At 64.9% G+C, this 13,261-nt stretch carries 16 protein-coding genes; 6 read left to right on the top strand and 10 right to left on the bottom strand.

Translation table 11 applies throughout. The annotated features are described in order from the left end of the window. Positions 1-253 precede the first annotated feature (253 nt). The 4 genes from NKH97_RS19280 to groES form a co-directional block, all read right to left on the bottom strand. A complete protein-coding gene (locus tag NKH97_RS19280) occupies positions 254-550 on the bottom strand; it encodes a DUF982 domain-containing protein (RefSeq protein WP_031214038.1) in 297 nt (98 codons plus the stop codon). Between the two features lie 98 nt (positions 551-648). Then, positions 649-867, bottom strand: a complete 219-nt coding sequence (locus tag NKH97_RS19275; protein ID WP_352798477.1) for a hypothetical protein — start codon at positions 865-867, stop codon at positions 649-651. A gap of 77 nt (positions 868-944) precedes the next feature. Next, complete coding sequence (groL, locus tag NKH97_RS19270) at positions 945-2,576, bottom strand: chaperonin GroEL (RefSeq protein WP_023814434.1); 1,632 nt, start codon at positions 2,574-2,576, stop codon at positions 945-947. A gap of 57 nt (positions 2,577-2,633) precedes the next feature. Then, positions 2,634-2,948 carry a co-chaperone GroES gene (gene groES, locus NKH97_RS19265; protein WP_352441792.1) on the bottom strand — a complete coding sequence of 105 codons (315 nt, stop codon included), beginning with the start codon at positions 2,946-2,948 and terminating at the stop codon, positions 2,634-2,636. Positions 2,949-3,288: 340 nt separating this feature from the next. On the opposite strand from groES, the gene NKH97_RS19260 reads away from it, so the two are divergent. Both NKH97_RS19260 and NKH97_RS19255 read left to right on the top strand, forming a co-directional pair. Beyond that, a complete protein-coding gene (locus NKH97_RS19260; protein WP_127809820.1) occupies positions 3,289-3,567 on the top strand; it encodes an usg protein in 279 nt (92 codons plus the stop codon). Between the two features lie 174 nt (positions 3,568-3,741). Beyond that, positions 3,742-4,524: an SDR family oxidoreductase gene (locus NKH97_RS19255; RefSeq protein WP_128305760.1), complete on the top strand. Its 783-nt coding sequence runs from the start codon at positions 3,742-3,744 to the stop codon at positions 4,522-4,524. Between the two features lie 132 nt (positions 4,525-4,656). Here NKH97_RS19255 and NKH97_RS19250 read toward each other — a convergent pair whose 3' ends face one another. Next, positions 4,657-6,159 (bottom strand): helicase HerA domain-containing protein, encoded by a 1,503-nt coding sequence (locus NKH97_RS19250; protein ID WP_127297074.1) that lies wholly within the window; start codon positions 6,157-6,159, stop codon positions 4,657-4,659. 206 nt (positions 6,160-6,365) lie between these two features. On the opposite strand from NKH97_RS19250, the gene NKH97_RS19245 reads away from it, so the two are divergent. Continuing rightward, positions 6,366-6,671 (top strand): hypothetical protein, encoded by a 306-nt coding sequence (locus tag NKH97_RS19245; RefSeq protein WP_013530714.1) that lies wholly within the window; start codon positions 6,366-6,368, stop codon positions 6,669-6,671. A 58-nt stretch (positions 6,672-6,729) separates the two neighbouring features. On the opposite strand, the gene NKH97_RS19240 is transcribed toward NKH97_RS19245, so the two are convergent. The 3 genes from NKH97_RS19240 to NKH97_RS19230 all read right to left on the bottom strand — a co-directional run bounded on the left by NKH97_RS19240 (position 6,730) and on the right by NKH97_RS19230 (position 9,593). Beyond that, positions 6,730-7,560: an aldo/keto reductase gene (locus tag NKH97_RS19240; RefSeq protein ID WP_352798473.1), complete on the bottom strand. Its 831-nt coding sequence runs from the start codon at positions 7,558-7,560 to the stop codon at positions 6,730-6,732. Between the two features lie 144 nt (positions 7,561-7,704). Next, positions 7,705-8,337, bottom strand: a complete 633-nt coding sequence (locus NKH97_RS19235; protein WP_352441793.1) for a Vgb family protein — start codon at positions 8,335-8,337, stop codon at positions 7,705-7,707. Between the two features lie 35 nt (positions 8,338-8,372). Then, positions 8,373-9,593: a helix-turn-helix domain-containing protein gene (locus NKH97_RS19230; RefSeq protein ID WP_352441794.1), complete on the bottom strand. Its 1,221-nt coding sequence runs from the start codon at positions 9,591-9,593 to the stop codon at positions 8,373-8,375. 293 nt (positions 9,594-9,886) lie between these two features. Here NKH97_RS19230 and NKH97_RS19225 point away from each other — a divergent pair, with 293 nt between their 5' ends. The 3 genes from NKH97_RS19225 to NKH97_RS19215 all read left to right on the top strand — a co-directional run bounded on the left by NKH97_RS19225 (position 9,887) and on the right by NKH97_RS19215 (position 12,037). Then, entirely contained in the window at positions 9,887-10,639 is a 753-nt protein-coding gene (locus NKH97_RS19225) for a DUF899 domain-containing protein (RefSeq protein ID WP_352441795.1), read from the top strand. A gap of 83 nt (positions 10,640-10,722) precedes the next feature. Next, the gene (locus NKH97_RS19220) at positions 10,723-10,983 is read left to right on the top strand and encodes a hypothetical protein (protein WP_128305764.1); all 261 of its coding nucleotides are present in this window, start codon (positions 10,723-10,725) and stop codon (positions 10,981-10,983) included. A gap of 49 nt (positions 10,984-11,032) precedes the next feature. Further along, positions 11,033-12,037, top strand: a complete 1,005-nt coding sequence (locus NKH97_RS19215) for a zinc-dependent alcohol dehydrogenase family protein (RefSeq protein WP_352441796.1) — start codon at positions 11,033-11,035, stop codon at positions 12,035-12,037. A gap of 63 nt (positions 12,038-12,100) precedes the next feature. On the opposite strand, the gene NKH97_RS19210 is transcribed toward NKH97_RS19215, so the two are convergent. Both NKH97_RS19210 and NKH97_RS19205 read right to left on the bottom strand, forming a co-directional pair. Then, positions 12,101-12,370 carry a bestrophin family protein gene (locus NKH97_RS19210; RefSeq protein ID WP_352441797.1) on the bottom strand — a complete coding sequence of 90 codons (270 nt, stop codon included), beginning with the start codon at positions 12,368-12,370 and terminating at the stop codon, positions 12,101-12,103. Positions 12,371-12,388: 18 nt separating this feature from the next. Next, positions 12,389-13,009, bottom strand: coding sequence for a TetR/AcrR family transcriptional regulator (locus NKH97_RS19205; protein WP_127327753.1), 621 nt, complete (start codon positions 13,007-13,009; stop codon positions 12,389-12,391). Positions 13,010-13,261 lie beyond the last annotated feature (252 nt).

Here is a 13,261-nt window from a genome sequence, read left to right as displayed (position 1 = left end):
TGCATTTCAAGAGCCAAGGTACCGGCTCATGACAACAGGCGCCACCACGATTCAAGACAACGGATGATACTTTTTTAACCGGGAGGCGGCGCTCAGAGGCGTTATTCGGGCAGAACAGGTCAGTCTTGCTGACACGTTCGCTCAATTGACCGACGACGATGCCGCCCGCCCGGGAAGGAATTCCGGCGTCTCCGTGTTCGCCTGGCTTATCTCAAGAACATGGTCTGCAAGCGCTGTTGAAGCGCCGCATCCGTCAGTTCACCTCGTGCACAGCACCACCGGCCGCCGTCGCGAGCGGCGTAACCATATCAGGCACCAGTATGTCGTGGCGGCGCGCGAAGCTGATCAGCGTGGCCCGCACCGTCTCCGGATCGATCTCGCCGACGATGCCCGCCTTGCAAGCGTTGAGCGCGACGGCATGGGCGCCGTTGCGGCCGGCGCTCGGCCAGTCCTGCAGCAGTGCATAGGCTTCCATCACGCTGTCGATCTTCCTCGGAAAGCCCATTCCGACCAGAAGTGTGACCGGTTCCTCAAATTGCCCGCGATTCATGGCTTGTGCCTCCTCTCGATTGTTCAGGGCCTGCAGCGGACCGAACACCGGGCAGCACGGCCCGCCGCGGATAGGTGAATGGACTGGCCGATTTCCGTTCAGCCGCTGCCGGCGGATACCTCGGATGTTGCCGACACTTGCTGTGCTGCGAGGAACATCAGTGCCGACGCCGCGGTTCGCCGATTCCAGCCGGCGGCTTCAGCCATGTCGAGCAGCCCTGCCAGCAGCGGCTTCAGCACGTTCCTGCATTCTGTTTCATAGGCCAGGAATTCCTTCGCTTGGTGCGTAGGAACCGGTACGGATTCGATGCCAGCCATTGCGTCCATCTTTACCTCCACTCTCTCTCGACTGACGCCCGCTCCCCGCCAGGGAAGCGGGCGGATTGGCCGCGACCTCAAAAGTCCATGCCGGCGCCGGCGGGCATTGCCGGGGCGGCGGCTTCCTTCTTCGGCTTCTCGGCCACCATCGCCTCCGTGGTCACCAGCAGGCCTGCGACCGATGCCGCGTCCTGGAGAGCGGTGCGCACCACCTTGGCCGGGTCGATGACGCCCTGGCCGTAGAGATCGCCGAATTCGTTGGTCTGGGCGTTCCAGCCCCAGCCGAATTCGGTTTTCTCGCGCAGTTTGCCGACGATGATCGAGCCTTCGGCGCCGGCATTCTCGGCGATCTGCCGGACCGGCGTTTCGATGGCACGGCGCACGATGTCGACGCCAGTCTTCTGGTCCGCATTGTCGGTCTGCACGGCATCGAGCGCCTTTGCTGCCCGCAGCAACGCGACGCCGCCGCCGGGCAGCACGCCCTCCTCGACGGCCGCGCGGGTCGCATGCAGCGCATCGTCGACGCGGTCCTTACGCTCCTTGACCTCGACCTCGGTCGAGCCGCCGACCCGGATCACCGCAACGCCGCCAGCGAGCTTGGCCAGCCGCTCCTGCAGCTTCTCGCGGTCGTAGTCGGAGGTGGTCTCCTCGATCTGCGCCTTGATCTGTGCGACACGGCCCTGGATCTCTTCCTTGCGGCCGACACCGTCGACGATGGTGGTGTTTTCCTTCTCGATCACCACCTTCTTGGCGCGGCCCAGCATCTGCAGCGTCACATTATCCAGCTTGATGCCGAGATCTTCCGAGATCGCGGTGCCGCCGGTGAGAATGGCGATGTCTTCCAGCATGGCCTTGCGGCGGTCGCCGAAGCCTGGCGCCTTGACAGCCGCGACCTTGAGGCCGCCCCGCAGCTTGTTGACGACCAGCGTGGCAAGCGCCTCGCCTTCCACATCCTCGGCGATAATTAGGAGCGGCTTGCCCGACTGCACCACGGCTTCGAGCACGGGCAGCATCGCTTGCAGATTGGAGAGCTTCTTCTCGTGGATCAGCACAAAAGGCTCGTCGAGTTCGACGCGCATCTTGTCCTGGTTGGTGACGAAATAGGGCGAGAGATAGCCGCGGTCGAACTGCATACCTTCCACGACTTCCAGTTCGGTCTCGGCGGTCTTGGCCTCTTCCACCGTAATGACGCCTTCATTGCCGACCTTCTCCATCGCCTCGGCGAGGAAACGGCCGATCTCGGCATCGCCATTGGCGGAGATTGTGCCGACCTGCGCGATCTCGTCGTTTCGGGTGACCTTGCGGGCATTGGTCTTCAGCTCGGCGACCACCGCGTCGACCGCCTTGTCGATGCCGCGCTTCAGATCCATCGGGTTCATGCCCGAGGCAACCGCCTTGGCCCCTTCCCTGACGATCGCCTGTGCAAGCACGGTTGCGGTCGTCGTGCCGTCGCCGGCAAGGTCGTTTGTCTTGGAGGCCACCTCGCGCACCATCTGGGCGCCCATATTCTCGAACTTGTCCTCCAGTTCGATCTCCTTGGCGACGGTAACGCCATCCTTGGTGATGCGCGGCGCGCCGAACGACTTGTCGATGACGACATTGCGCCCCTTGGGACCGAGCGTCACCTTCACCGCATTGGCAAGGATGTCGACGCCGCGCAGCATCTTCTCGCGCGCTTCGGTATGGAATTTCACTTCTTTGGCAGCCATTGGATCACTCCTCTATCTAGGCAGCATTCGTTGACTGGTTGGATACGAAAGAAGCCGTCAGGCGGCCTTCTTCACTTCGGCGATCTTATCGATGACACCCATCACGTCGCTTTCCTTCATGATGAGCAGGTCCTCGCCGTCGAGTTTGATTTCGGTGCCGGACCATTTGCCGAACAGGATGCGGTCGCCGACCTTGACATCGAGTTCGACAAGCTTGCCGCTGTCGTCGCGCGCGCCGGGACCGACGGCGAGCACTTCGCCTTCCTGCGGTTTTTCTTTTGCGGTATCGGGGATGATGATGCCGCCGGAGGTCTTCTCCTCGGCTTCAAGGCGGCGGACCAGAATACGGTCATGCAATGGACGGAACGCCATGTCGTTCTCCTCGTGGACAAACAGGTTTTTGAGGTTCCTCCGCACCGAACCGGCAATATCGGACCGGTGCGGAACGCCGGGACCCTTCGTCAGGCATCGCGGCGCATATCGAGCTAGTTTTGCCGTTTTCCGATTTCAAGAGACCGGCGAAAAAATTTTTACATTCGACCAGAAAGGGCGCCAACGCACTGTTATGGCGCGGCTATTTTCGGAACCCCCGAGCTTCTCGTGGCGTTGTTCGAAGACGGACCGACAGACCGATCGTCCCGGCCCGGCATCGGGCGGGTTCAATACAAATGTCGCAGGCTGGATGCCTGAACGGAGAGAGAAGGAGAAAGATATGGCCGATACGGTCAGCAGCGAATTCCGCCTGCAAATGGAAGGTTATGGCCTGACGACGGCCGAAATCCACTATCACCTGCCCGATCATCCGAGCCTGCTTCAGCTCTATGTCTGGCAGGACTATGATCTCGCTCCGGCCTTCCCCGAACTCAAGGGCTTTCTCCAATATTGGGAGCGCGAACTCGACGGTCCGCTGCACTCGGTCCGCGTTGCTCATCACCGGCTCATCCAGCCTTCGGAATGGCGGGCCGTCGAGGGCATCATCACGGTCCACTAGGGTCTTTGCGACGGCCTCCGCTCCTGCTTCGCCTGGAGCGGCGGCGTTAGGGCAGGCTCTCGCCGGCCTCACGCAGCGACAGCCAACAGCCTCCCCTCCAAAATTTCCAATTTCCATGTTGTAAAACGATCGTGCCGCGCTAGCCTGAAACCAGATGCGATGCGGGGAAGAGGAATGGAGCTTCAACTCAATGGCAAGGTGGCGCTGGTCACCGGCTCGACGCAAGGCATTGGCCGCGCCATCGCCGAGACCTTGGCGCGTTCCGGCGCCGGCGGCCTGCTCGTCACCGGGCGTGATAAGGCCCGCGGCGATGCGGTGGCGGCGGAGCTTTCGCAGCTTGGCACACCAACGCTCTTCGTCGCCACCGACCTCGCCGACCCGGCCGCCCCTGCCCTTTTGGCGCAAGCGTGCATCGAGCGCTTCGGCCGCATCGATGCGCTGGTCAACGCCGCAGGGCTGACCGACCGGGCCTCGTTCCTCGATGCCGATCTCGACGGCTGGGCCTCGCTGTTCGCCGTTAACGCGCGGGCGCCGTTCTTCCTCATGCAGGCGGCCATCGCCGACATGAAGAAGCGCGGTCAGGGCGGCGCCATCGTCAACATCCTGTCGATCAACGCCCATTGCGGCTCGCCGGAGCTCGCCGTCTATTCCGCCAGCAAGGGCGCGCTGGCCACGCTGACCAAGAACGCCGCCAACGCCCATCGCTTCGATCGCATCCGCGTCAACGGCATCAATGTCGGCTGGACCGACACGCCGGCCGAACGTGCCATGCAGGCCGACACGCTGGGCAACGGGCCGGGCTGGCTCGATGCCGCGAACGCCTCGCAACCCTTCGGCCGCCTGTTCTCGACGAGCGATATCGCCAACCTCGCCGTCTTCCTGCTCTCGGATGCTGCCGGGCCGATGACCGGCACGCTCGTCGACCAGGAACAGTGGGTGATCGGGGCGAACCGGTGAGCGCCATCGAAACGCATGCGCCCTGCATGACGCATTTCGGCGTCGGCGCTTTCACCGTTGCCCTCAGAAGTTGGTCGATGACGGTGACTGAAAACGCCTATCGCCCCATTCGCTCAAAGCACCCGCGCCGCCTCACAGCGCCAGGCTCCCCTGCTCCACCTCCTCGGCATTCGGATCTCCCGGTGCGGTGGCCCAGGCCAATTCGACCAGCGTCACGGTGCGCCGGCCTGTCCCGTCGAGTTGGCAGACGATGAGCCCCTGCTCCTCGATATAGGTCAAGAGGCGCCGGGCGCGGCGCAGCGAGTGCGAGCCGTAGGCGCGGGCGATCGCGGCGTCGCTCGGGCACGGCCAGCCCTCTTTCGCCGCACGGGCGATCATCATGAACACGCCCTGCATGTCGTCGGGCAGCAGCGACGCGCGGACAGAAACGTCCCGCCACGCGTCATCCTGCGTCGTCTCGGAACCAAGGCCGGCACGGGCGCGCGTCAGCATGCGGCGGAACTCCGGCAGGTCCGGCACAACCGACGCGAGGCCTTCTATGCGGCAGCGGACCACGAATTCCTGATAGAGCACCCCGATCACGCGAAAACCCGCATCGGGCTGCGCCAGGATGGCGCGCAGCACACGGTCGACGCGCTCACGACGCTCGGCCAGATCCTCGGCGCTGATTTGTGGCTCCGCCGGCTCGGGGCGCATTTCCAGTGCCGCCGATTTGGCCGCCATCAGCTGGTCGAGCAGGTCCGGCGACGCCGGGCGGCGCGGCGTGCGCACCGTCTCGGGGGGCGGCGCCGCCAGGATGATCGCGCGTGCATCTTCCAGCGCGGATTCCGGCATTGCCATGAGCCGCGGCGTGCCGTTGCGCGGGCTGGTGTCGGTCGGGCCGATGCGCAGCCCCAGCGGACGGCGCGACAGCGCCGGACCGAGCGCCATGAACTGCCCGCGTTCCAGATCACGGAACGCTTCCGCCTGGCGTCTCTCCATGCCCAAAAGATCGGCGGCACGCGCCATGTCGATATCGAGGAAGGTGCGGCCCATGAGAAAATTGGACGCCTCGGCTGCGACGTTCTTGGCGAGCTTGGCCAGGCGCTGGGTGGCAATGATGCCGGCCAGCCCGCGCTTGCGGCCACGACACATCAAATTGGTCATGGCGCCGAGCGAGAGCTTTCGCGCTTCGTCCGACACCTCTCCGGCCACCGCTGGCGCGAACAGCTGCGCCTCATCCACCACCACCAGCATCGGGTACCAGTGGTCACGGGCGACCTCGAACAGCCCGCCGAGGAAGGCGGCGGCACGCCGCATCTGGTTCTCGGCGTCGAGCCCTTCGAGATTGAGCACGGTGGAGACGCGATGCATGCGCGCCCGCTCGCCGGCCGCCTGCAGGCCGCGCTCGGTATGCTGCTCGGCATCGATCACCAGATGGCCGTAACGGTCGCCCAGCGAAACGAAGTCGCCCTCGGGATCGATGATGGTCTGCTGCACCCAGGGCGCGCTCTGCTCCAGCAGGCGCCGCAACAGATGCGACTTGCCGGAGCCTGAATTGCCCTGCACCAAAAGGCGCGTCGCGAGCAACTCCTCAAGATCCAGCTTCGCCGGGGCGCCTGCGGTCGTCTGTCCCATCTCGATCGCAACGGTCATCTCGACTCAGGCGCTCCTTCGCAGACGGGCTTATCAACTGGGTCACAGCCCGTCGAGCGTGCATGACCGCCTGCGGCGTGTTGCGCACAACTGTGCAGGCACCGCCTGGAGGGTCATCAGCCGATGCCTGGCGCAAACTTTGGGTTGACCCCTTCGGACCACGAGGCGACACTCCACCCAACGCTAGGAGTACGAGGAGAAAAGCGATGGACGAGCCCGAACGGTGGCGCCACATGTCGACGGCGCCGAAGGATGGCAGCCGCATCCTGGTCACTGTGCGTCCGTCCGAACAGGGGCCGGCGGAAGTCGACCTTGCCTATTGGTCGCGTGCCGACCAGTTCGCCTCGGAAGGCTGGCGCGCGTCGGACTCCTCGCCGGGGCGCGTTATCGAATACGCTGACCCGGAACTGAAGTGCTGGATGCCGCTGCCGACGGCCAACCTCAGCCGCGCGTCGATGCCGGCGCCGTGGGAAGGCGAAGACGCCCAGCAGCTGGATGGGTCCGGGATTTAAGAGCGCGGAGAGGCCGGAGATTGGCAACTCCACGGTCGGCGTCTCTAACCTGCTCCTCTCAGAACAGGAACGCGGCCGTGGCGGGGTTGGGCCCGTTGCGGCCTTCGGGCGAATCCATGCCGCGGATCGTCTGCAGGTCCTGCGCATCCAGTTCGAAATCGAAGACATCGAAATTGGCGGCGATGCGATCCCTGCGGATCGACTTTGGAATGACGATCAGCCCCTCCTGGAGATGCCAGCGGATGATCGTCTGGGCGACGGGCTTGCCATGTTTTTTGGCGATGTCTGCAATGGTCGGATCGCCGAGCAGCCGGCCGCTGCCCAACGGGCTCCAGCTTTCGATACGGATGTCGTGCTTGGTGTGAAAGTCCCTGACACCGCGTTGCTGGAACTGGGGATGCAGCTCGATCTGGTTGACGACGGGCGTCACGCCGGTTTCCGCGATGATCCGCTCCAGATGGTCCGGGTTGAAATTCGAAACGCCGATCGACTTGATGCGGCCGGCCTGCCGGAGTTCGACCAGCGTCTTCCAGGCCTCGACATACTTGTCTTGGCTGGGCACAGGCCAGTGGATCAGGAACAGGTCGATCTGCTCAATGCCGAGCTTGGCCATGGTGTCATCGAAGGCGCGTAGCGCCGCATCGCGCTGGTGTGCGCCGTTGCGCAGTTTCGAGGTGATGAACAGCTCAGCCCGCGACACGCCGGCGCTGCGGATCGCCTTTCCGACCCCTTCCTCGTTCTGGTAGCCTTCGGCGGTGTCGATCAGGCGATAGCCGGCCTCGATGCCCCAACCCACCACCTCGGCGGTAATATCCTGGTCGACCTGCCACACGCCAAGGCCGAGTTGGGGAATGGCGGAGCCGTCGTTCAATGCGATCTGTTCGGGCATGGGGGATCCTTTGCAAAGCGGGTCCGGGCGTTCTGCCCGGTCCACAGGCTATCTAGGTCCGACAGGGTGCGACGACCACCCGACAGCGGACAAATTGCCGTGTGAAGTGCGCCTGCAGCCGTTATCTCGGCGTCAGCCGCAATCTCATCGCGGCCGGCGCACCGCCCGCACCACACCGGCCGAAGTGCTGCCGCAATAGAGGCGGTCGCCGCCATCGGATTCCAGCCCCGACACGCCCATGCCCGCCGGCATGTCGAGCTTCTCGAGAACCTTGCCTGATCGCGGGTCGACGCGGCGCAGGTCGCTCTGCTCGCCTTCCCAGGTGGCGTGCCATAGCTCGCCCTCGACCCATGTCACCCCGGTGACGAAACGGTTGGATTCGATGGTGCGCAGGATCGCCCCCGTCTCCGGGTCGATCTGATGGATCTTGCGCTCGCGGTATTGCCCCACCCACAGCGTCCCTTCGGCCCAGGTCAGCCCGGAGTCGGCGCCACCGCCGGGCGCCGGGATGGTGGCCAGCACCTGGCCGGTATCGGGGTCGATCTTCTGTATCAGGTCGTTGGCAAGCTGGAAGAAATGCTGGCCGTCATAAGCGGTCCCGGCATGTGCCGCGACATCGATCGAGCGCAGCGCCTGCCCGCTTTCCGGATCGAAGGCGTTCAGCCTCTCGCCCGAGGCAAACCAGACGTTGTTACCGTCAAAGCTCACCCCATGCACCCTCTCCACATCGGCAAAGGGTCCGTATTCGCGCAGGATTTCGGCTTCTGAATGTTTCATGTCTTTATCCTCACGAGATGATCTGATGTGCCTTACTAACCACTCGGCAGCGGGGCCGGGAGTAACAAGGTGGCCGTGAATCCCGCCACCGGCGGCGTCATCCAGCGGCGCGCCCGGCCGTGACCGAAAAACTGCACCTTGCCGGCCTCGCCGAGCTGCTCCAGCGCCCGCTGCACGCTGCGCTGGCCGGTACCGAGCGCCAGTGCCAGCGCCGAACTCGCCCAGGATTCACCATCGGCAAGGAAGGCCAGCACTGCCGCGTGCCGCTCCTCGATCGGCCGGGCCAGCACCAGCACCTCGCGTGCGTGGCGCGGCGCCAGCGCGAAGCCCTGCCTGGTCGCGCCGATGTCGGCCAGCCCGCGCAATTCGGCGCGCAGCCGGCCGATCTCGACCCGCAGCCGCGCCCGGTGCGATTCATCGGCGTGCCTGCCGCCGAAGGCTTCAGCGATCAGCCTCGCCCTCGACACATCGCCTGGCCACGCTTCGGCGAGCGTACGGGCCAGCGCAAACAGCACCGGGCGCGTTGCCAGCGAGACCGTTTTCTCCTGTTGGCGCACGACGTAGCGAAAGCTATCGACCAGCAGCGCCGGCGACGCCTGCAACGCCTCGACGTCCTCAAGCAGCAACGGGCGCTGATTGCCAGCCGCGATCAGCCGCGCCGCCGGCGTGTCCAGCGCCAGGAATGCGCGATCGACTTCAGCGATGAGCCCCGCAATGCCGGCCTGGCGGGCGGCGTGGCGTGCCCACTCCAACGCCCTGCGCGCCGGCTTCGTCTTGAGGCGCCGCATCGCGATGCCGGCGACGGCAAGCTCGTGGGCGGCGCGCGAGGCCGGTGGAAGCGGCATCGGATCGAGCCCGGCCAGCACGTCTTCGGCCTCGTCGAGACGGCCGATCAATAGCAGGCGGCGCACCTTGAGGTGGCCGGCATGCGCTGCGTTCAGCCGGTCGCCATGCTTTTCCAGCGTCGTCCACGCCGCATCCAAAGCCTTGGCCGGCCAGCCGAGGTCACGCGAAACCAGCGCGATCTCGGCCTCGGCGACGACGCATCTGGCGCGCGCCACCGCCTCTTTGGGGCCGAAGCCACGCGCGGCACGCCGCAGCAGCGCCTTGGCGCGGTCAAGATCGCCGAGCTGCGCCATCGCAATGCCGCGCAGCGCCAGCGCCGGCGCATCCTCACGCAAGGCAACGCGGTCCAGCGCGCCAAGCGGATCACCTGCCGCCAACGCCAGTCCAGCCGCGGTGATCAGCGAGTCCATTCAAATCCCGTCACACTTGTAACTCCCACCCCCAGTGCTCAGCGCCCTAACTTAAGTCATGGCCGCCAACCAGCAAGCCGTATCGGCAGCGGCACAACAAGGGAGAACCACGCGATGAACGACACTGTCGGGGGCACCGAGCGGATGCGCCACCCCTGCTGCGGCGGGCCGGCTCTTTCAAATCCCGTCACACTTGTAACTCCCACCCCCGCGATTGACCGCCCTATTCTAGCTCACGGCAAGCAACCACACGTCGCAACAGCGCGACAACAGACTGGCAAAGGAGACGACCAATGACCAAGCACATCGCAATGAAGACCCCGCCGATCGTTTCGCAGCAGGACTGGGAAGCCGCCCGCGAACAGATGCTGGTGAAGGAAAAGGCAACGCTGCGCGCCAAGGACGCATTGGCCGCCGAGCGCCGGCGCATGCCCTGGATGGAAGTGGACAAGGCCTATGTGTTCGAGGGGCCGAACGGCAAAGCGAGCCTGCTCGATCTGTTCGAAGGCCGCCGCCAGTTGATCGTCTATCGCGCCTTCTTCGAGCCCGGCGTGCATGGCTGGCCCGATCACGCGTGCCGCGGCTGTTCCCTTGGCGCCGACCAGGTCGGCCACCTCGCCCATCTCAATGCCCGCGACACCACGCTTGCCTACGCTTCACGTGCCCCGCAGGCCGACATTGCGCGGCTGAAGCAGCGGATGGGCTGGGAGATGCCGTGGTACACAATCACCGACAGTTTCGACAAGGACTTCGGCGTCGACGAATGGCACGGCCACAACGTCTTCATCCGTGACGGCGACCGCATCTTCCGCACCTACTTGATCAACAGCCGCGGCGACGAGGCGATGGGCACCGTCTGGAGCTATCTCGACGCGACGCCGCTCGGCCGCCAGGAAATTTGGGAGGATTCGCCCGAAGGCTATCCGCAGACCCCGCTCTACTCCTGGTGGAACTGGCACGACAATTACAACGCCGGTGCCGACAAGAAATGGGAAGAAGTGTCTGCTGCCGGCGAGGCGGCGTTCCGCGACAAGGGCGAGTACTAACGGTTGTCCAGCCTGGGTTCCTCTCCCCGCTCCGTGAGGAGAGGAACCTGTCGTGGCTGGCATAATCATCAGGGATCAAGACCATGAGCGATATCCACACAGGTGCCGGCAGCGCGATCCCGGAAGCCACCACCCTCGGGCTGGCCGACTGGCTTTGCCTTGCCGCGGCACCGACCTTCGCCGTGATGGCGCTGCTCACCTGCATCTTCAGCGGCGATGCGGCCATGCAGTGCATGGGCACCAACGCCTCGCCCCTCACGGGCATGGCCGCGATGTATCTGCTGATGAGCGCCTTCCATCTGGCGCCCTGGCTGCGGGTGATTTCCGGCAGGCAGGTCCGCTAGGCGCAGCGCGCCGTTCCAATTCCAAACACCCCACACATCGGAGAAGACAATGAGACTGGTCAGGCTGAGAGCGCCGGGCGGCTTGGGCAATCTCGACCTGGTCGAGGAAGATCCGCCCCAGCCAGGGCCGGGCGAGGTGCTGGTCAGGATCCGGGCCTGCGCGTTGAACATGCGCGACGACTTCGCGGTGCAGGGCAAGACACCGTTCGTTGACGGCCGTGTTCCGCTCTCCGACGGCGCCGGCGAGGTGATTGCCCTCGGCGACGGTGTCGATGCACTCAAGCCCGGAGACAGCGTCGTCAGCGTCTTCTATCCCTGGTGGCTGGGCGGTGACATGACGCCCTGCACAAGGCGCGACATTCCGGGAGACAGTTTCGACGGCTTCGCCAGCGAGTATGTCTGCATGCCGGCGCACGCTTTCACCAGGGCACCGGCAGGCTATACGCATGTCGAGGCAGCCTCGCTCACCTGCACGGGCGTTACTGCCTGGCGCAGCCTGGTTGTGTGCGGCAAGGTGAAGCCGGGCGACGCGGTGCTGGTCCTCGGTTCGGGCAGTGTATCGCTGTTCGCGCTGCAATTCGCCAAAGCCGCCGGCGCCCGGGTCATCGCCACCTCATCCGACGAGCAGAAGCTGGAGCGGCTCAAGCGCCTCGGAGCCGACGCCGTCATCAACTACAAATCCGTCCCCGACTGGGGCCGCAAGGCCAGGGATTTGACCGACGGACGCGGCGTCGATCACGTGATCGAGGTCGGCGGACCCGCCACGCTGGCGCAGTCCATTGCGGCCTCCAGAACGGGCGGGCATATCGCGCTGGTTGGCGTCCTGACCGGCTTTGCGGCGGAAGTGTCTATCCCCGCCCTGTTTTCCAACCAGATCCGCATCAGCGGCATTTCCATCGGCAGCCGGGTCGACCAGGAGGATATGATCCGCGCGATAGAGTCCAACAGGCTGAAACCCGTCATAGACCGCCACTTTCCGCTGCAGGACATCGCCACCGCCTTCGCGCACTACGAAACCCAAAAGCATTTCGGCAAGGTCTGCCTCGACGTTTGAGCGGCTTCAGCCAGCAGCACGATGAAGGGGACCGTCGGGTCCGCGCCTTCGTCGTGATCCTGCCTAGGTCGCGATGTCGTCGTTGACCGGCAGCAGGGGCTTGGGAAGATCGGCCTCGCCGAGCCCGCTGCGCAACTCGATCTCGATGTCGCGGCAGATCTGCGAGATCGGGACGTCGTTGGCGTTGCCCTCGAACGGGTTGGCGCTGCTTTCGCCGACCTGGTCGAGGGACATGTAAGCCCAGCCCAGCAGCGTGCTAAACGAGATCGTCAGCCAGATTGCGATCGACCCGAGTACATCGGTCCCCTCAAATCGACAGGTCTGGTTTTGCACGGCCGGAATCTGGTGTCCTCATTGTGCCTTTGCAGCCCCGAACCGCAACCCGTCCATCAACAGCTTGACCAGCCGGCGCGAGCGGTCACGCCATTCGGGGGTGTCGGGCGCTGAATAGATGCCGCCCAGCGCGTGCAGCACGTCGGAAGCGTCGACGTCGCCGCGGATGGTGCCGTCGGCCACCGCCGCCTCGACCAGCTGTCGCAAGGCTTGCGACACCCGGCCGAACGTGTCGGAAAACAGCGTCGAATTGGTGGTGAGCACAATGCGCAGGCTGGTCGCCAGGCCGCGCTTGGTGGCGATGTAGTCGACGAAGCGCTGCATCCACTGTTCCAGCGCGACATCGGACGGATGTTTTTGGGCAAGCTCGCCGGCGGCCGCGCACAGCGCCTCCACCTCGCGGCGATAGACCACCTCGACCAGATGCTCGCGCGTCGGGAAATGCCGGTAGAGCGTGCCGATGCCGACGCCGGCGCGGCGCGCGATCTCCTCCAGCGAGCCATCGATGCCGCGCTCGGCAAAGACTGACACCGCCACCTCGACCAGCCGGTCGCGGTTGCGCCGCGCATCGGCGCGCAGCGGCTTTGCGTCTACGGCCTCGGCCTTCTGTTCAGCAATGGCGGACGGCTCGCTGGCCAATTTTTTCTCCACATCGTGTCAGGGGGGCTTGAACCCGGCCGGGTCAGCCACCACGTAATAAACGGAGGCGCCTCCGTTTTAGTGGAGCACCTTTATCATATAATCAGGGGAACCGGTATGTCACGTCTTTCGAACACGCAAGCCGACATCTCCCCTGCCCGCCTGCCTCGCGGGAGACCCGCTGCCATCTCCGCTTTCGCCGTCAAGACCTGACCGAACGGTTACCTTGCCCTTCTGCGGCAAGGCACCAGT

It is taken from the genome of Mesorhizobium sp. M0870, from assembly GCF_040319775.1.
In the GTDB taxonomy this organism is placed as follows: domain Bacteria; phylum Pseudomonadota; class Alphaproteobacteria; order Rhizobiales; family Rhizobiaceae; genus Mesorhizobium.
This window is presented reverse-complemented; position numbering and strand designations above follow the sequence as displayed.

Excerpts from the sequence above, each read along its gene's own strand:
- NKH97_RS19235 (WP_352441793.1), bottom strand. The coding sequence starts at position 8,337 with ATGAAACATTCAGAAGCCGAAATCCTGCGCGAATACGGACCCTTTGCC.
- NKH97_RS19260 (WP_127809820.1), top strand. The coding sequence starts at position 3,289 with ATGGCCGATACGGTCAGCAGCGAATTCCGCCTGCAAATGGAAGGTTAT.
- NKH97_RS19275 (WP_352798477.1), bottom strand. The coding sequence starts at position 867 with ATGGCTGGCATCGAATCCGTACCGGTTCCTACGCACCAAGCGAAGGAA.
- NKH97_RS19225 (WP_352441795.1), top strand. The coding sequence starts at position 9,887 with ATGACCAAGCACATCGCAATGAAGACCCCGCCGATCGTTTCGCAGCAG.
- NKH97_RS19250 (WP_127297074.1), bottom strand. The coding sequence starts at position 6,159 with ATGACCGTTGCGATCGAGATGGGACAGACGACCGCAGGCGCCCCGGCG.
- NKH97_RS19240 (WP_352798473.1), bottom strand. The coding sequence starts at position 7,560 with ATGCCCGAACAGATCGCATTGAACGACGGCTCCGCCATTCCCCAACTC.
- NKH97_RS19280 (WP_031214038.1), bottom strand. The coding sequence starts at position 550 with ATGAATCGCGGGCAATTTGAGGAACCGGTCACACTTCTGGTCGGAATG.
- NKH97_RS19215 (WP_352441796.1), top strand. The coding sequence starts at position 11,033 with ATGAGACTGGTCAGGCTGAGAGCGCCGGGCGGCTTGGGCAATCTCGAC.
- NKH97_RS19220 (WP_128305764.1), top strand. The coding sequence starts at position 10,723 with ATGAGCGATATCCACACAGGTGCCGGCAGCGCGATCCCGGAAGCCACC.
- groES (WP_352441792.1), bottom strand. The coding sequence starts at position 2,948 with ATGGCGTTCCGTCCATTGCATGACCGTATTCTGGTCCGCCGCCTTGAA.
- NKH97_RS19245 (WP_013530714.1), top strand. The coding sequence starts at position 6,366 with ATGGACGAGCCCGAACGGTGGCGCCACATGTCGACGGCGCCGAAGGAT.
- groL (WP_023814434.1), bottom strand. The coding sequence starts at position 2,576 with ATGGCTGCCAAAGAAGTGAAATTCCATACCGAAGCGCGCGAGAAGATG.
- NKH97_RS19230 (WP_352441794.1), bottom strand. The coding sequence starts at position 9,593 with ATGGACTCGCTGATCACCGCGGCTGGACTGGCGTTGGCGGCAGGTGAT.
- NKH97_RS19255 (WP_128305760.1), top strand. The coding sequence starts at position 3,742 with ATGGAGCTTCAACTCAATGGCAAGGTGGCGCTGGTCACCGGCTCGACG.